Below are 17,092 nucleotides of genomic sequence, written 5' to 3' on the forward strand. Positions count from 1 at the left end.
CTATGTGGGAAACGGCAAACTGCCAAACAAAAGAAGCCCCCTTGCTCTGACGAGCGAGGGGGCTTCTTGCCGTTAGGGCATGGGTTTTGGCTTATGAACGTTGCGCCGCAACGGCCCGCAGGGTGAAGCACGCAGTGGTTCATCACTTGACAGGCATCAAATAAAGTAAGAAACCTCAGCTGAAAGGCTGGGGTTTTTTGTTTTGTGGGAAACGGCAAACTGCCAAACAAAAAAAAGCCCCCTTGCTCTGACGAGCGAGGGGGCTTCTTGCGTTATGGCTTATGGATCAACCCACGCTGTTGTTAAGCCACTGGATAACAAACTGGCCGACTGCTTCTATATCATTGATATCTAATGAGGGCAGGTTATGCTCAAGCGAAATGTCGCTGCAAACTGCGATGGTATGGGCATCTATCAGCCCTTCAAATGCTTTCGGTACGCCCTGTCGGTACAAGACGATTTTATCTATTTGCTCATGCTTAAAGCCTTCAACCAAAATCATATCTAATGAATTGCTGTCGAAACGGCTGGCAAGATAGTGAAGATCGAGGGAGTCAGCCTCTGGCGTTTCTGTCATTAACGCCCAGCGCTGGCTGCTGGCAACCATGGTTTGATGTGCTCCAGCCTTTCTTAGCTCAAAGCTATCTTTGCCAGGAGTATCAACATCAACGTCGTGATGGGTATGTTTGATAAGCCCGACTCGCACACCTTTGGCCTTCAAATAAGGAATGAGCTGCTTCAGAAGGGTGGTTTTACCCGTGCCGCTGTAGGCCACGATGCCAAGTAACGGGAGAGATCTTTGATTCATGATGGCTGGCCTAATGTCTTTTCCCACAGAGCAACATCTGCTGGAGTATTCAGATTGGCGAAAGCCTGTGGATCATTAAATTCTACAGGTAGTGCATTGATCTGCTTGAGGAAAATCATCACTTTCCGTTCTCCTTGGGCTAGATAGCTTTCCAGCTCAGGAATGATATTTTTACTCAGCAGGCACAGAGTTGGGTGATCTCTTAAAGCGTCTCGCGCATAGACGGCAGAGTGTTGGGAGCTGTGCGCCACAAACTGCTTAGCCAAATCCAGTGGGAAGGAGGGGACATCGCAGGGGACGAACAGCGCCCATTCAGTGTTTATCGCTTTTAAGCCCGCCAGCATTCCGGCGAGCGGCCCGGCATAATCCTGAGTGATATCAGGCACCACGTTGAAGTGCTGGCCATAAATTGAGGCGTTCTGGTTCGAATTAATAAGGATTTCACCCACCATCGGGCGCAACCGGTCGGCGATATGTTCGAAAAGCATCTTACCAGCGGCTGAGATTACACCTTTGTCCTGCCCCATACGCGTCGAGCGCCCGCCAGCTAAAATGACTCCAGTGATATCGTCCGTGCTCATTCTTTTTACCCTTCTAGACTCTCTTTGCTGCGATTGTAACGCCAAACATTGTGATGAATCAGGTTTTAATCGGCTGTTTTAACTCTCCCTTCCCCTGAGGAAATAAGCCTGATATTTTGTGGGACTACTGCAAATAAAAGGACATTATTATGAAAGAGCATCGCCTAAACGAGCTTATCGAGCTGCTCCATCCAGCATGGAAGAATGATTCTGATATGAATTTGCTGCAATTCTTGCAGAAACTCGCTACTGAGTGTGGATATCAGGGGCCGCTGGCTGAGTTGAGCGATGATATGTTGATTTATCACCTCAAAATGCGCGGCAGCGAGAGCACGGCTGAAATTCCAGGCCTCAAGAAAGATTATGAGGATGATTTCAAAACTGCCATTTTACGTGCACGTGGAATTATTAAGGATTGATGTAAACTTATGTGAACTTCATGCGACTCGCCAAAAATCGATGATACTATTTAACATCGTCATTTTTCCGTATGGCCTAACTGAATGAAGTTATGAACAATTCCGCTTTCAATTTCCAGGCCCTGTCGCCAGATCTGATCCTCGATGCGTTAGAAAGCGTCGGGTTAATTGCAGAATCTGGCCTCACCGCATTAAACAGTTATGAAAACCGCGTCTATCAATTTATTGGTGAAGACAGACAACGTTATGTGGTGAAGTTTTATCGGCCGGAACGCTGGAGTGAAGAGCAAATTCTTGAGGAACATGCTTTCTCACAGGATATGCTCGATGCGGAAATCCCTGCCGTTGCCCCGCTAAATATTCAGGGAACCACTCTCCATTCCTATCAAGGTTTCCTGTTTACGGTATTTCCAAGCGTTGGCGGCCGCCAATATGAAATCGATAATCTCGACCAATTAGAATGGGTTGGGCGTTTTCTTGGGCGTATACATCAGGTGGGCAGTGAAAGCCTGTTTGCCTCCAGACCCGCCATCGGGCTGGATGAATACCTGACGCAACCTCGCATTATTCTCGAAAACTCATCTTTAATTCCTTCACGCCAGCGCGCGGCATTCCTTGCAACGACTGACAGCCTGATCGCCACCATTGGCGAGTATTGGCATCAGGATTGGACGCCTCTGCGCCTGCATGGTGATTGCCATCCGGGAAATATCCTGTGGCGTGATGGCCCGATTTTTGTCGATTTAGATGATGCGAGAAATGGCCCGGCGGTGCAGGATTTATGGATGTTACTGCACGGCGATCAAAGCGAGCAGCGGCTGCAACTGGATATCCTGCTTGAGGCCTACAGTGAGTTTGCTGACTTCGACGCCAGCCAGTTAGCGCTGATAGAACCTCTGCGGGCGATGAGAATGGTCTATTATCTCGCATGGGTTGCGCGCCGTTGGGAAGATCCTGCTTTTCCAAAAAGCTTCCCTTGGATGAAAGATGAAGACTTTTGGTTTAATCAGTCTGCCGTATTTAATGAGCAGATTAAGAAATTACAGGCGCCGCCTTTACAGCTGATGCCAATGTACTGAGTCGTGAATAAACGCTAAATATTTAATTAAATGGAGATAGGTTTGATATGAAAAAGATATTCTTGGCACTGATTGGTATGGTTATGGCCTTCAGCGCATCAGCTGCCCAATTTTCTAATGGTACGCAGTACGTTACGCTGGATAAGCCAGCGGCCGGTGAGCCTCAGGTTCTTGAGTTCTTCTCATTCTATTGCCCGCACTGCTATCAGTTCGAGCAAGTTTGGCATGTATCTGACAATATCCGTAAGAACCTGCCACAAGGCGTTAAATACGCTAAATACCACGCTGAATTCCTTGGCCCATTAGGCAAACAGCTGACCCAAGCTTGGGCTGTGGCTATTGCACTGGGCGTGGAAGATAAAGTTAGCCCACTGATGTTTGAAGCCGTGCAAAAACAGCAGACAGTTCAAAACGTTGATGATATTCGCAAAGTCTTTATTCAGGCTGGCGTGAAAGGCGAAGATTATGACGCGGCGCTGAACAGCTTCGTGGTTAAATCTCTGGTTGTACAGCAAGAGAAAGCCGCCCAAGACTTGAATCTGCAGGGTGTGCCATCTGTATTCGTGAATGGTAAATACATGGTCAAAAATGACGGCCTGGATACCACCACCATGGATATCTACACCAAGCAATTCTCTGATGTTGTTAACTTCTTAGCGACTCAGAAGTAATTCCTAAATTGAAATGCCAGCGTTAAGCTGGCATTTATTTTACCCCGCCACAGCCAATTAAATTAGCCGCCGGGCAAATATAAAACCGCAGCATATTAATAACGTCTAATTATAATATCCACATTAACCGTTAAACTTCTATGACAACTATTTTTGCTAGAAAAATGGTTTAACTGCATGAAACCCGTAGCTAAAAATTAATATCCTCTTACTAGAATTCCTAATAATTTCCCTGATATAAATTTTACTCACAAAGTTATCCACAGGGTGATCCCGCGAGATCCCTCGCAAGTTTGTTATCAATTTATCTCTCAAGGTTCGCCTTTATCCTCAGCTATGGCATCCTTAGAGCATGTCAGATCACGAATAAAGAAGAGTTATGGCCCAGATAGCAGAAAACCCACTTATCCTGGTAGACGGTTCGTCTTACCTTTACCGCGCCTACCACGCTTTCCCTCCGCTGACCAACTCGGCCGGGGAGCCAACCGGTGCGATGTACGGCGTGCTGAACATGCTGCGCAGTCTGCTGCTGCAATACACTCCGAGCCACGTTGCCGTCGTTTTTGATGCGAAAGGCAAAACCTTCCGTGACGAACTTTTCGATCAATATAAATCGCACCGTCCGCCAATGCCGGACGACCTGCGTGCCCAAATCGAGCCCCTGCACCAGATGGTGAAAGCCATGGGCCTGCCGCTGTTGGTTGTCTCTGGGGTTGAAGCCGATGACGTCATCGGCACATTAGCTTTGGAAGCCGAGAAGGCTGGCCACGCGGTGCTTATCAGTACCGGCGATAAAGACATGGCGCAGCTGGTGACGCCGGGCGTGACCCTTATCAACACCATGAACAACGCGATTCTTGGCCCGGACGAAGTGGTTGAGAAATATGGCGTTCCGCCTGAGCTGATCATCGATTTCCTCGCACTGATGGGCGACTCTTCCGACAACATTCCCGGCGTTCCGGGCGTGGGTGAGAAGACCGCGCAGGCACTGTTACAGGGGATTGGCGGCCTTGATGCGCTGTATGCCGATCTCGATAAAATCGCCACGCTGAGCTTCCGTGGTGCCAAAACCATGGGTGCCAAGCTGGGTGAGAACAAAGAGGTGGCTTACCTCTCTTACCAGCTGGCGACCATCAAAACTGACGTTGAGCTAGACATCACCTGCGGCGAGCTGACTGTCGCCGAGCCTGACGCCACCGAGCTGCAAAGCCTGTTCGCCCGTTATGAGTTCAAACGCTGGTTAGCGGATGTTGAAGCCGGCACGTGGCTGTCTGGCAAGAAAGGCGCTGCCAAACCTGCGGCCAGCAAGAAGAAGGGCGGAGAAGAGATTGAGATTGCCGTCGGCGAGCCGGTGGAGCGCGCCCAGCTGTCTCAAGAGGGCTATGTCACCATTCTGGACCAAGAGACGTTGGATGAGTGGATTGGCTATCTCAAAGCTTCTGACGTCTTTGCTTTTGATACCGAAACTGACGGTCTAGATACTCTGACGGCCAACCTGATTGGCCTGTCATTCGCCGTCGCGCCGGGCAAGGCTGCTTACCTGCCTGTGGCTCATGACTACCTTGACTCACCAGCCCAGCTCGACCGCAGCGAAGTGCTCGCCCAGCTCAAGCCTCTGCTTGAAGATGAAAAACAGCTGAAAGTGGGTCAGAACCTGAAGTTCGATCGCGGCGTTCTGTTGCGTTATGACATTGAGCTGAAAGGCATCGCTTTCGACACCATGCTCGAATCCTACGTGCTGGACAGTGTTTCCGGCCGCCATGACATGGACAGCCTTGCCGATCGCTACTTGGGCCATAAGACGGTGAGCTTCGAAGAGATTGCCGGTAAAGGTAAGAACCAGCTGACCTTCAACCAGATTGCCCTTGAGCAGGCTTCGCCTTATGCGGCTGAAGATGCTGATGTCACGCTGCAACTGCATCAGGCTTTATGGCCGAAAATTGAGGAGAGCGCCACGCTCACCACGGTATTCAATGAGATTGAAATGCCACTGGTGCCGGTGTTGTCACACATTGAGCGCACGGGCGTGCTGATTGACCAAAATATTCTGGCGGCTCACTCCAAAGAGCTGACCATTCGCTTGGCCGAGCTGGAAACCAAGGCTCACGAACTGGCGGAAGAGCCATTTAACCTCTCTTCCACCAAGCAGCTGCAGGCCATTCTGTATGAAAAACAGAAACTGCCAATCCTGAAAAAAACGCCGGGCGGCGCACCTTCGACCAATGAAGAAGTGCTGGCGGAACTGGCGCTGGACTACCCGCTGCCAAAAGTCATTTTGGAATATCGCGGCTTAGCCAAGCTTAAATCGACCTACACCGACAAGCTGCCGCTGATGATTAACCCGCAGTCTGGCCGCGTACACACCTCCTACCATCAGGCGGTGACGGCGACTGGGCGCTTGTCTTCCAGCGACCCTAACCTGCAAAACATTCCGGTGCGTAATGAAGAAGGGCGTCGTATTCGTCAGGCATTTATCGCGCCGAAGGACCACTGCATCGTGGCGGCGGACTACTCGCAAATCGAGCTGCGCATCATGGCCCATTTGTCTAAGGATGAAGGCTTACTGAAAGCTTTCGCCGAAGGCAAAGATATCCATAAAGCCACGGCGGCTGAAGTGTTTGGCACGCCGCTGGACAGCGTCACCGGCGAGCAGCGTCGCAGCGCGAAGGCGATTAACTTTGGTCTGATTTACGGCATGAGTGCGTTTGGTCTGTCCCGTCAGCTGAATATTCCGCGTAAAGAGTCCCAGCGTTATATGGACTTGTACTTCGAACGCTATCCGGGCGTGCTGGAGTACATGGAGCGCACCCGCACTCAGGCTTCTGAAAAGGGCTATGTTGAAACCCTCGATGGTCGCCGCCTGTATCTGCCAGACATCAAATCCAGCAACGCTATGCGCCGCAAAGGCGCCGAGCGCGCCGCGATCAACGCCCCGATGCAGGGTACCGCCGCCGACATCATTAAGCGCGCGATGATTAAAGTCGCGGATTGGCTACTGCAACCCGATGCCCCACGGGCGCGCATTATCATGCAGGTTCACGATGAACTGGTGTTTGAAGTGCATAATGACGATGTCGCGGCTGTGAGCGAGAAAGTCCGCAGTCTGATGGAAGGAAGTATGGAGCTGGCCGTGCCGCTGAAAGTTGAAGTGGGCGTGGGCAAGAATTGGGACGAAGCACACTAATAGTGCAACTTTTGATCTGATTCTGTAATTAAGCTACATAATAGTGCGATCATTTCATGAGGGTGATCGCATAAAATACAATTTTTGTGTAAGTAAACTACAAAAAAGTCTTTTTCCTTTTTCAGAAATAGGGTAAAGTCTCGCTCGTAGGGTACAGAGGTAAGATGTTCTATCTTTCAGACCTTTTACTTCACGTAATCGGATTTGGCTGAATATTTTAGCCGCCCCAGGCATTTATGTCTGGGGCGTTTTTTATTGTGCTTTTGCCAGCTTTTTCCACCTTTTCGCGGCTTTTAGCCACAAAAAAGGGCGACCCTCAGGCCACCCTTTCTCTTCGCTATCTCTAGCAAATCTCTAAATCAGCATTACTCGCCAGACAAAGCATCTTCCAGCACTTCAGGCGGCAGCTCGCTAAACCAAGTGTCCAGCTTTTGACTCAGCTTATCGACGCCCTGCTTCTTCAATGAAGAGAAAGCTTCGACCTGAATATCACCCATATATTCTTTAACGGCTTCGCGCACCATTTTGACCTGAGCCTGACGCGCGCCGGAAGCCAGTTTGTCGGCCTTGGTCAGCAGCAGCATGACTGGCGTACCCACGGCGACCGCCCACTCAATCATTTGACGGTCGAGGTCTTTCAGCGGGTGGCGAATATCCATCAGCACGATCAGACCTTTCAGCGAGTTACGCATCTGCAGGTATTCACCCAAAGAGCGCTGCCACTTGATCTTCATCTCTTCCGGAACCTGCGCGTAGCCATAGCCCGGCAAGTCGACCAGACGAATGCCCGGCTCAACTTCAAACAGGTTAATCAGCTGAGTACGCCCCGGCGTTTTACTGATACGCGCCAGCGCTTTTTGCTGGGTCAGGGTATTAAGCGCACTGGATTTGCCGGCGTTTGAACGACCAGCAAATGCGACTTCAATGCCTTCATCACTTGGCAGATGCCGGATGTCCGGGGCGCTCATGACGAAATGGGTCATATGATAGTTGTAAGTTTGGCTGGTCAAAACGTGCTTCTCCGAAATGCTTAGGTATCTGGCTGGCGATTATAGCTGCAACAGGGGCGGGATGCGTTTCTGTTTTTGTGATCCGAATGATGATGAGAAGGGGTCATAAGAATGAAGGTGCGGAAAAAATTCCTTCACGATGTAAGACATTTGCCATTCAAAATGCGGGCTATCACGCTTTATTTCGCGCCGTGATGTTTAAAAGTATTTAAATTCAGTGAGATATCAAAACCCGCTAGAAATCACACCTCCTTCATATGCTGCGTATCTTGAGCCTTAAGCTGATTGGGGTAAAGTAATTCTTACGCGATGAAGGAAAGAACGGAAGCACGGATGAATCAGCCTTCACGGATCAGAGGAATTGCATCGCAATCATGGATGAACCAAGCTGGAAGCTTTGAAAGGTAAGGGAAAAATTGGGACGTTGTGACCAAACATGGAACGTAATGTAAGAATAACCTTCTACGGAAGGAGATAAAAAGGCAGCAAGGCTTACTTGCTGCCTTTTTTCTTTGTTCGCTTTCTGCTAGATTCCGCCGCAAATCTATACTAATTGAACACACCTAAGAGCAGATGCCATGAAACAGCCAGCGAAAGCGCCGAGCGCCAATACCGCGACAGCAAAACCTAAGAAGAAAAAAAATCGCGTTGAACTCGATATCGAAGCGCGCCAACGCAAGCGTGATAACAAACGCCGTGGCCGTAAAGCTGGTTCACGCGCTAACCCAGACGCCGCCAAAGAGCAGAATGCAGCGGGTGGCAAGAAAGCCGATCCGCGCATTGGCAGCAAGAAAGCAGTGCCGCTGGTGGTTGAAACTGTTTTCAACAACGCGACTAAAGCCAAGAAAGCCGCCAAACCTCAGGCCGAAGCTAAACCTCAGTTGCCGCCAGAAGAAGAGCTGACGCTGCTCGAGAACGATCCGCGCCTTGATAGCCTGCTGGATAAGCTGGACGACGGCGAAACCCTGAGCGCAGAAGATCAGTCTTATGTTGATCAGACTCTTGACCGTATCGACGTGTTGATGGAATTGCTGGGTATTGAACTTGGCGATGAAGACGACGAAGTTGACGAAGAAGAAGAGAAAAAAGAAGACATGATGCAGCTGCTTAAGCGCGGGAATCCGAAAGACGGTTTCTAAAAATTGCGCTGGGTCATCCCAACGGCAATAGCCTTACTCTTTGCATGTCATATGCTTTGGTTATTCGTTAAACTACGCCGGTTATCGAAAACCAAAGCACGTTTGCGTCATGCGAGCGCGATGCGGCAGGCTAAACCCCTGCCCATTATGCGTTCTACGAGGAGCAGACGTCGCAAGGAGTGAGCATCATGAACTCAACCAGCGCTGCGTCATCGGCTTCTCAATCGCAACCCACTGCCGAGTGGGATTTGGCCCTGATCCAAAAATATAACTATTCCGGCCCGCGCTATACCTCTTATCCCACGGCTCTCGAATTCAGCGAAACCTACGACGACGCTGCTTTTCGGCGCGCCGCCCAGCGCTACCCCGATCGCTCACTCTCCCTGTACGTCCACATCCCGTTTTGCCATAAGCTCTGCTACTTCTGCGGCTGCAACAAGCTGGTCACTCGCCAGCAGCATAAGGCGGAAGAGTACCTCAATGTCTTAGAGCAAGAGATTCGCCAACGCTCCGCGCTGTTTAAAGGCCGTCAGGTGAGTCAACTGCATTGGGGTGGGGGTACGCCCACTTATCTGGATAAAGCGCAGATAAGCCGTTTGATGGGCCTTCTGCGGGGGCATTTCGACTTCCTACCGAACGCCGAGATGTCGCTGGAGCTGGATCCTCGTGAAATCGAGCTGGATGTGCTCGATCACCTGCGCGCCGAAGGCTTTAATCGCCTGAGCATGGGTGTGCAGGATTTCAATAAAGAGGTTCAGCGGCTGGTCAATCGTGAACAAGACGAAGACTTTATTTTCGCCCTGATTGCGCGGGCGAAGGCGCTGGGATTCAATTCGACAAATATCGACCTGATTTACGGTTTGCCGAAGCAGACGGCGGAGAGCTTTGCCTACACCTTGCAGCGCGTGGCGGAACTTAGCCCGGACCGCCTCAGCGTGTTTAACTACGCCCATATGCCCAAGCTGTTTGCCGCCCAACGCAAAATTAAAGATGAGGATTTGCCGGGTGCCGAAGAGAAACTGCGCATTCTGCAAGAAACCATCTCGTCGCTGACTGACTCGGGTTATCGCTTCATCGGCATGGACCACTTTGCTCGTCCGGACGACGAGCTGGCCATCGCCCAGCAGCAAGGCAAGCTGCACCGCAACTTTCAGGGTTACACCACTCAGGGCGACAGCGACCTGCTAGGCCTTGGCGTGTCGGCCATCAGCATGTTGGGCGACACCTATGCCCAAAACGAGAAAGACTTAAAAACCTATTATCATCGCGTCGCGACCGATGGCCACGCGCTGTGGCGCGGCTTAGAGATGACGGATGATGACTGCCTGCGCCGCGAGGTGATTAAGTCGCTGATTTGCCACTTCGCGCTGGATTTCGAGCAAATCGAACAGGGTTATGGCATTGATTTCTCGAGCTACTTCGCCGAGGACCTGAAGCTGCTTCAGCCATTAGCCAATGACGGGCTGGTGGACATCAGCCCAACCGGCATTCAGGTGACGCCGCGCGGGCGGTTGCTGATCCGCAATATCTGCATGTGTTTTGATATCTATTTGCGCAAACAGGTGCGCCAGCAGCAGTTCTCTCGCGTGATTTGACCTGCGTTCCGCCGAAATAAAAACAGCCGCTAATGCGGCTGTTTTTGTCTGCGAGCAACGGGTTATTGCGGCCCGCTTTACTCCATTCCCAACTCTTTTAGCTTGCGGGTCAGGGTGTTACGCCCCCAGCCCAGCAGCCGAGCGGCTTCCTGCTTGTGGCCCTGAGTGTGGCGCAGCGCGGTGGTCAGCAGAGTGCGCTCCATTTCAGGTTGAGCTTCCGACAGCAGGTTTTGATGACCGGAACGCAGCGCGCGGTCCGCCCACTGGGCCAGCAGCGTTGCCCAGCTGTCCGGCAGGCTTTGCCCGCTGGACTCCGGCGCAGAGCTTTCAAACAGTTCGCTCGGCAGGTCCTGAATCAACACTTCTTGCCCGGCGGCCATCACGGTCAACCAGCGGCAGGTGTTCTCCAACTGGCGGACATTCCCCGGCCAAGGCAGGCGAGTCAGCGCAGTTTCGGTTTCAGGGTGGAGGTTTTTAGCTTCCACACCCAGCTCTTTGGCTGCCACTTGCAGGAAGTAGCGCGCCAAGCGCGGTATGTCCTCACGGCGCTCGCGCAGTGGCGGAAGGTGGACGCGGATCACGTTCAGACGGTGGAACAGGTCTTCACGGAATTTGCCCTCCTGCACGCGCAGCTCCAGATTTTGGTGCGTCGCGGCAATAATGCGCACATCGACCTTAACCGGCGCATAGCCACCCACGCGGTAAAACTGGCCGTCGGCCAACACGCGCAGCAGGCGAGTTTGCACATCCAGCGGCATGTCACCGATTTCATCGAGGAACAGCGTGCCGTTGTCGGCTTGCTCAAAACGCCCCTGACGAATGGTGTTGGCGCCGGTAAATGCGCCTTTTTCATGGCCGAACAATTCGGACTCAATCAGGTCTTTCGGAATAGCCGCCATATTCAGCGCGATAAACGGCGCTTTGGCGCGCGGGCTGTGGCGATGCAACGCGTGCGCCACCAGCTCTTTACCCGTCCCGGACTCACCGTTGATCAGCACGCTAATGGAGGAGCGTGAAAGGCGACCAATGATGCGAAACACGTCCTGCATGGCAGGCGCTTCGCCGATGATATCTGCGGTTGGGCCGCTGGCAGGCTGGCTGCGCGGTGGCTGCTGCTGCTCTTGATAGTGGCTGATAGCGCGCTCAACCAGAGCCACGGCTTCATCAATATCAAAAGGTTTTGGCAGGTAGTCGAAGGCTCCCTGTTGATATGCGCTGACCGCCGCATCCAAATCAGAATGCGCAGTCATTATGATGACCGGAAGCATTGGGTGGCGCTGTTTAATCTGTTTTAACAGCGCTAAACCGTCCATGCCGGGCATGCGAATATCGGACAACAACACGTCAGGGGTTTGAGTTGCGATGGCTTCAAGCACATCATTGCCGCTGTCAAAAGCGGTACAACTTAAGCCCGCTCCAGTGAGCGCTCGTTCAAGAACCCAGCGGATGGAGCTATCGTCATCGACGATCCAAACTATCCCTCGTTGCATAAGAACCTCACTGGCGAATAGGCAGGTAAACCGAGAATTCGGTATGTCCTGGCCAACTGTTAAATTCAACTTTACCCGAATGCTGGTCAATCAAACTGCGCGCGATAGACAGGCCCAGTCCTGTTCCCCCTTCGCGGCCACTGACCATTGGGTAAAAAAGTGTATCCTGCAAATGCGCCGGCACGCCGGGACCGGTATCTTCGATATCGATACGGGCGGCTAAGCGGTAACGCACGCCATGCAGGGTTATCTGGAAGGCGGTGCGTGTGCGCAATGTTATGGTTCCGCCTTCCTCACCCAGAGCCTGCAAGGCGTTGCGGGTAATGTTCAGCAGAATTTGTTCTATTTGATCAGGATCGTGCGCCAGCTCGGGCAGGCTCGGATCGTAATCACGTATTAGCTCAACATTGTCCGGCTTTTCCATCGAGACCAGCTGGCAAACGCGCTCAGCCACCTGATGGATACTCTGAGTAACGTGCTGGCTCGGGCGTTGTGGGCCGAGCAGTCGGTCCACCAGATTTCGCAGCCTGTCTGCCTGCTCGATAATGACTTTGGTGTATTCCAGCAGGGCGGGATCGGGCAGGGCGCGTGATAAAAGCTGCGCCGCACCGCGTAATCCTCCCAGCGGGTTTTTAATCTCGTGTGCCAATCCGCGAATCAAATCACGGGCGGCCACTTGCTGGGCGTGTTGCAGCTGCTCTTGGCTCAGGCGACGCTGATTGTCCATCGGGGCCAGTTCGACCAGAATAAAACCTTCTGGCAAAGCCTGCGCCGTTAAGGACAGAACGTGTGCCCGACCATCAACCACTAACGTCACTTCACTGTCTGTAAACCCTTGTCCTGCCTGTAAGTTTTCGCGCATCAACTCAATATTGAGAGAAAAATAGCCCACCAGTTCTGGCAACGGCGTGCCAAACAGTTTCCGGGAGCTTTGCGCCAACAATTGTTGTGCGGCAGGGTTGGCATAATGCACAGCCAGTTCGTCATCCAATAGCAGAACGCTATTGATTAGAGAATTCAAAATCTGCCCTGAATCAGGCAGCTTGCCAGTTGCCATACCGCTGTCTCCCGCACCGTCTTGGTGCATTTTATCCGGCTACCCGGCAGATTCACGGGTCAGATTGGTTAAGCAGGAAAGAGTGTGGAGAAAAAAGCCCATCCGAAGATGGGCTGAAAGTTTCCACGGCAACAAAAAAATGTCTTACTTATTTTAAGACGCTGAAGGTCTTCACACTGCTGGCCTTCAGTCGGGTGTTTCTTGAGCGCCAGTTGCCCGGCGCTCATTAGCGATTAAACGCTGTAGTACAGTTCGAACTCAACTGGGTGTGGAGTCATGCGAACACGATCCATCTCTTCTTTACGCAGAGCGATATAAGCGTCGATAGCATCGTCAGTGAACACGCCGCCACGAGTCAGGAACTCACGGTCTTCGTTCAGCGCGTTCAGGGCTTCTTCCAGAGAACCTGCAACTTTTGGAATCTCTGCTTCTTCTTCCGGTGGCAAGTCGTACAGGTTTTTGTCCATCGCATCGCCAGGGTGGATCTTGTTGATAACGCCATCAAGGCCAGCCATCAGCAGAGCTGCGAACGCCAGGTATGGGTTAGCCGCTGGATCTGGGAAGCGAGCTTCGATACGCACAGCTTTAGGGCTAGATACGTGTGGAATACGGATAGACGCAGAACGGTTACGCGCAGAGTAAGCCAGCATAACTGGCGCTTCGTAGCCCGGGACCAAACGCTTGTAGGAGTTGGTAGTCGGGTTAGCGTAGGCGTTGATCGCTTTAGCGTGCTTGATGATACCGCCGATGTAGAACAGTGCCATTTCAGACAGGCCGCCGTATTTGTCGCCAGAGAACAGGTTGTTACCGTTCTTAGACAGAGACATGTGGCAGTGCATACCTGAACCGTTATCGCCAAACATTGGTTTTGGCATAAAGGTCGCAGTTTTGCCAAATGCGTGAGCCACGTTGTGAACCACGTATTTGTAGATTTGGATTTCGTCAGCTTTTTTGGTCATGGTGTTGAAGCGGGTTGCCACTTCGTTCTGACCAGCAGTTGCTACTTCGTGGTGGTGAGCTTCAACCACCAGGCCCATTTCTTCCATGGTCAAACACATGGTAGAACGCAGGTCCTGAGAGGAGTCAACCGGAGGAACTGGGAAGTAACCGCCTTTAACAGCTGGACGGTGGCCTTTGTTGCCGCCTTCGTATTTGGTGCTGGAGTTCCATGCGCCTTCGATATCATCGATAGCTACGTGAGAACCGGAGATGCTGCTGCCGAAGCGCACATCGTCAAACAGGAAGAACTCTGGCTCAGGTCCGAACAGAACGGTGTCCGCGATGCCTGAAGAGCGCAGGAAGTCTTCTGCACGTTTTGCAGTAGAGCGTGGGTCACGGTCATAACCTTGCAGCGTGGTTGGCTCAAGGATGTCGCAACGAATGATCAGCGTGGTTTCTTCGTAGAATGGGTCAAGAACAGCAGTGCTGGCATCTGGCATCAGAACCATGTCAGATTCGTTAATACCTTTCCAGCCACCGATTGAAGAACCATCAAACATTTTGCCTTCTTCGAAGAAGTCGGCGCTCACTTGGTGAGATGGAATGGTGACGTGCTGTTCTTTGCCTTTGGTATCAGTGAAACGTAAATCTACGAATTTCACTTCATGCTCATTCAGCATCGTCAAAACGTGTTCAGCGGACATACTAGTTCTCCCGAATTTCTCATTATCGTCGTGGAACGAATAACCAATTAGTTGGCATTTATTTGTAAACAACAACCCTAGTGGAACTGGCGTGTGGCCTAAACAGCTTTTATTTATCCCGCGTAATTTTAGGTTGCCGCCTGAGTGGCAACTTCAATGTACTGGGGAATAGCTCTGATAAGACTTTTTTCACCCTTAAAAGTAATAGCGAAATCTGTGCCAACTTTGAGAAAATGCAAACAACGCCATTTTAAAGGGCTTTTGCACCTTTAGAGTATGCACCATAACGGAGTTTTTGCACCTTTTTGGTGCCAATGGCCAGATCTGAAGCACCAAATTGGTGCGCCAAGCGAGTGCAAGGGCCTGTTTGCACCGTGAAAGGGATCACAAAGTAACCATCATCGAGTTGTTTCGATAAGATCATTGTGATCTTGTTTAGAACCTCGCTTAATACGTGTACAATAGCGCGCTATTTCTAATGCCTGAGGCAAAGCTGTGATCGAAAATTTGCGTAACATCGCCATTATTGCCCACGTTGACCATGGTAAAACCACCCTGGTCGACAAGTTGCTGCAACAATCCGGTACTTTCGGAGAGCGTGTAGAAGCAACTGAACGCGTAATGGACTCCAACGATTTGGAGAAAGAGCGTGGGATTACCATCCTCGCAAAAAACACCGCCATTAATTGGAAAGACTACCGCATCAACATCGTTGATACCCCAGGACACGCCGACTTCGGCGGTGAGGTAGAGCGTGTGATGTCAATGGTCGACTCGGTGCTGCTGGTTGTGGATGCAATGGATGGCCCGATGCCGCAAACCCGTTTCGTGACCAAAAAAGCATTCGCTAATGGTCTGAAGCCGATCGTGGTAATCAACAAAGTTGACCGTCCGGGCGCACGTCCTGACTGGGTTGTTGATCAGGTCTTCGACCTGTTCGTTAACCTCGACGCGACTGACGAGCAACTCGACTTCCCAATCATCTATGCATCTGCACTGATGGGTATCGCGGGCACCGACCATGCTGACATGGCCGAAGACATGACCCCGCTGTACCAGGCAATCGTAGACCACGTTGAAGCACCTAAAGTTGACCGTGACGGCCCACTTCAGATGCAAATCTCTCAGCTGGACTACAACAACTACGTTGGCGTTATCGGCATCGGCCGTATCAAACGCGGTGTGGTTAAGCCTAACCAACAAGTCACTATCATTGATAGCGAAGGCAAAACCCGTAACGGTAAAGTCGGTAAAGTACTGGGCCACATGGGTCTGGAGCGTATCGAAACTCAACTGGCTGAAGCAGGCGACATCATTGCTATCACCGGCTTGGGCGAGTTGAACATCTCCGACACCATCTGTGATCCACAGAACGTCGAAGCGCTGACTCCACTGAGCGTTGATGAACCAACCGTTACCATGTACTTCAACGTAAACACCTCTCCGTTCTGTGGTAAAGAAGGTAAGTATGTGACTTCACGTCAGATCCTTGACCGTCTGAACAAAGAACTGGTGCACAACGTGGCACTGCGTGTTGAAGAAACTGAAGATGCTGATGCGTTCCGCGTATCTGGCCGTGGTGAACTTCACCTGTCAGTTCTGATTGAAAACATGCGTCGTGAAGGTTTCGAAATCGCTGTTTCTCGTCCAAAAGTTATCAACAAGATGATTGATGGTCGTAAACAAGAGCCATTCGAAAACGTAACGCTGGATATCGAAGAACAGCACCAGGGTTCAGTCATGCAAGCCATGGGTGAGCGTAAGGGCGACGTTAAGGACATGATCCCTGACGGCAAAGGTCGTATCCGTCTGGACTACCTGATCCCAGCACGTGGCCTGATCGGCTTCCGTACTGAGTTCATGACCATGACTTCTGGTACTGGCCTGTTGTACTCCACCTTCAGCCACTACGACGACGTTCGTCCGGGTGAAATCGGTCAGCGCCAGAACGGCGTTCTGATTTCTAACGGTCAGGGTAAAGCTGTTGCGTTCGCACTGTTCAGCCTGCAAGACCGCGGTAAGTTGTTCCTGGGTCACGGCGCAGAAGTGTATGAAGGCCAGATCATCGGTATTCACTCACGTTCTAACGACCTGACTGTGAACTGCTTGACCGGTAAGAAGCTGACCAACATGCGTGCGTCCGGTACTGACGAAGCAACTACCTTGGTTCCTGCTATCAAAATGTCTCTGGAGCAAGCTCTGGAATTCATCGATGATGACGAACTGGTAGAAGTGACTCCTCAGTCTGTACGTATCCGTAAACGTCACCTGACTGAGAACGATCGTAAACGTGCAATGCGTGGTCCTAAAGAAGGTTAATCTTCTTCCTCGCTAGACGTTTTCAATCGAACAGGGCGCCTTTGGGTGCCCTGTTTTTTTTGTGTTTTTTACTCAATTTACCTCGCAACGCTGTGCT

14 protein-coding genes are annotated in these 17,092 nt (G+C 51.4%); 8 read left to right on the top strand and 6 right to left on the bottom strand.

Annotation, left to right across the window (positions count from 1 at the left end; translation table 11 throughout):
• Positions 1–286 precede the first annotated feature (286 nt).
• Entirely contained in the window at positions 287–808 is a 522-nt protein-coding gene (gene mobB, locus GEAM_RS18395; protein ID WP_034794448.1) for a molybdopterin-guanine dinucleotide biosynthesis protein MobB, read from the bottom strand.
• The gene (gene mobA, locus GEAM_RS18400) at positions 805–1,389 is read right to left on the bottom strand and encodes a molybdenum cofactor guanylyltransferase MobA (protein WP_034794451.1); all 585 of its coding nucleotides are present in this window, start codon (positions 1,387–1,389) and stop codon (positions 805–807) included. The genes mobB and mobA overlap by 4 nt, the downstream gene beginning before the upstream one ends.
• 149 nt (positions 1,390–1,538) lie before the next feature.
• On the opposite strand from mobA, the gene GEAM_RS18405 reads away from it, so the two are divergent.
• From GEAM_RS18405 to spfP, 5 genes are all read left to right on the top strand, one after another.
• Positions 1,539–1,808, top strand: coding sequence for a YihD family protein (locus tag GEAM_RS18405; protein WP_034794454.1), 270 nt, complete (start codon positions 1,539–1,541; stop codon positions 1,806–1,808).
• Between the two features lie 92 nt (positions 1,809–1,900).
• On the top strand, positions 1,901–2,887 hold the full coding sequence (locus GEAM_RS18410) for a serine/threonine protein kinase (protein ID WP_034794456.1): 987 nt from the start codon (positions 1,901–1,903) through the stop codon (positions 2,885–2,887).
• Between the two features lie 47 nt (positions 2,888–2,934).
• Entirely contained in the window at positions 2,935–3,558 is a 624-nt protein-coding gene (gene dsbA / locus GEAM_RS18415) for a thiol:disulfide interchange protein DsbA (RefSeq protein ID WP_034794457.1), read from the top strand.
• A gap of 379 nt (positions 3,559–3,937) precedes the next feature.
• A complete protein-coding gene (gene polA / locus GEAM_RS18420) occupies positions 3,938–6,742 on the top strand; it encodes a DNA polymerase I (protein WP_034794459.1) in 2,805 nt (934 codons plus the stop codon).
• Positions 6,743–6,906: 164 nt separating this feature from the next.
• Positions 6,907–6,954, top strand: a complete 48-nt coding sequence (gene spfP / locus GEAM_RS23615) for a small protein SpfP (RefSeq protein WP_071892919.1) — start codon at positions 6,907–6,909, stop codon at positions 6,952–6,954.
• Positions 6,955–7,107: 153 nt separating this feature from the next.
• Here spfP and yihA read toward each other — a convergent pair whose 3' ends face one another.
• The gene (gene yihA / locus GEAM_RS18425; RefSeq protein WP_034794461.1) at positions 7,108–7,752 is read right to left on the bottom strand and encodes a ribosome biogenesis GTP-binding protein YihA/YsxC; all 645 of its coding nucleotides are present in this window, start codon (positions 7,750–7,752) and stop codon (positions 7,108–7,110) included.
• Between the two features lie 578 nt (positions 7,753–8,330).
• Here yihA and yihI point away from each other — a divergent pair.
• Positions 8,331–8,891 (top strand): Der GTPase-activating protein YihI, encoded by a 561-nt coding sequence (gene yihI, locus GEAM_RS18430; protein ID WP_034794463.1) that lies wholly within the window; start codon positions 8,331–8,333, stop codon positions 8,889–8,891.
• 188 nt (positions 8,892–9,079) lie between these two features.
• Positions 9,080–10,486, top strand: coding sequence for an oxygen-independent coproporphyrinogen III oxidase (gene hemN / locus GEAM_RS18435; protein ID WP_051899574.1), 1,407 nt, complete (start codon positions 9,080–9,082; stop codon positions 10,484–10,486).
• Between the two features lie 77 nt (positions 10,487–10,563).
• Here the strand turns inward: hemN and glnG are convergent, their stop codons facing one another.
• From glnG to glnA, 3 genes are all read right to left on the bottom strand, one after another.
• On the bottom strand, positions 10,564–11,976 hold the full coding sequence (gene glnG, locus GEAM_RS18440) for a nitrogen regulation protein NR(I) (protein WP_034794464.1): 1,413 nt from the start codon (positions 11,974–11,976) through the stop codon (positions 10,564–10,566).
• A 7-nt stretch (positions 11,977–11,983) separates the two neighbouring features.
• Positions 11,984–13,033: a nitrogen regulation protein NR(II) gene (gene glnL / locus GEAM_RS18445; protein ID WP_034794669.1), complete on the bottom strand. Its 1,050-nt coding sequence runs from the start codon at positions 13,031–13,033 to the stop codon at positions 11,984–11,986.
• Between the two features lie 233 nt (positions 13,034–13,266).
• The gene (gene glnA / locus GEAM_RS18450) at positions 13,267–14,676 is read right to left on the bottom strand and encodes a glutamate--ammonia ligase (RefSeq protein WP_034794466.1); all 1,410 of its coding nucleotides are present in this window, start codon (positions 14,674–14,676) and stop codon (positions 13,267–13,269) included.
• A 495-nt stretch (positions 14,677–15,171) separates the two neighbouring features.
• On the opposite strand from glnA, the gene typA reads away from it, so the two are divergent.
• Entirely contained in the window at positions 15,172–16,995 is a 1,824-nt protein-coding gene (gene typA, locus GEAM_RS18455) for a ribosome-dependent GTPase TypA (RefSeq protein WP_034794468.1), read from the top strand.
• The last annotated feature ends 97 nt before the right edge of the window (positions 16,996–17,092 follow it).

The organism is Ewingella americana ATCC 33852 (genome assembly GCF_000735345.1).
GTDB lineage: Bacteria > Pseudomonadota > Gammaproteobacteria > Enterobacterales > Enterobacteriaceae > Ewingella > Ewingella americana.

Excerpts from the sequence above, each read along its gene's own strand:
- glnG (WP_034794464.1), bottom strand. The coding sequence starts at position 11,976 with ATGCAACGAGGGATAGTTTGGATCGTCGATGACGATAGCTCCATCCGC.
- yihI (WP_034794463.1), top strand. The coding sequence starts at position 8,331 with ATGAAACAGCCAGCGAAAGCGCCGAGCGCCAATACCGCGACAGCAAAA.
- dsbA (WP_034794457.1), top strand. The coding sequence starts at position 2,935 with ATGAAAAAGATATTCTTGGCACTGATTGGTATGGTTATGGCCTTCAGC.
- GEAM_RS18405 (WP_034794454.1), top strand. The coding sequence starts at position 1,539 with ATGAAAGAGCATCGCCTAAACGAGCTTATCGAGCTGCTCCATCCAGCA.
- hemN (WP_051899574.1), top strand. The coding sequence starts at position 9,080 with ATGAACTCAACCAGCGCTGCGTCATCGGCTTCTCAATCGCAACCCACT.
- glnL (WP_034794669.1), bottom strand. The coding sequence starts at position 13,033 with ATGGCAACTGGCAAGCTGCCTGATTCAGGGCAGATTTTGAATTCTCTA.
- mobB (WP_034794448.1), bottom strand. The coding sequence starts at position 808 with ATGAATCAAAGATCTCTCCCGTTACTTGGCATCGTGGCCTACAGCGGC.
- mobA (WP_034794451.1), bottom strand. The coding sequence starts at position 1,389 with ATGAGCACGGACGATATCACTGGAGTCATTTTAGCTGGCGGGCGCTCG.
- polA (WP_034794459.1), top strand. The coding sequence starts at position 3,938 with ATGGCCCAGATAGCAGAAAACCCACTTATCCTGGTAGACGGTTCGTCT.
- GEAM_RS18410 (WP_034794456.1), top strand. The coding sequence starts at position 1,901 with ATGAACAATTCCGCTTTCAATTTCCAGGCCCTGTCGCCAGATCTGATC.
- glnA (WP_034794466.1), bottom strand. The coding sequence starts at position 14,676 with ATGTCCGCTGAACACGTTTTGACGATGCTGAATGAGCATGAAGTGAAA.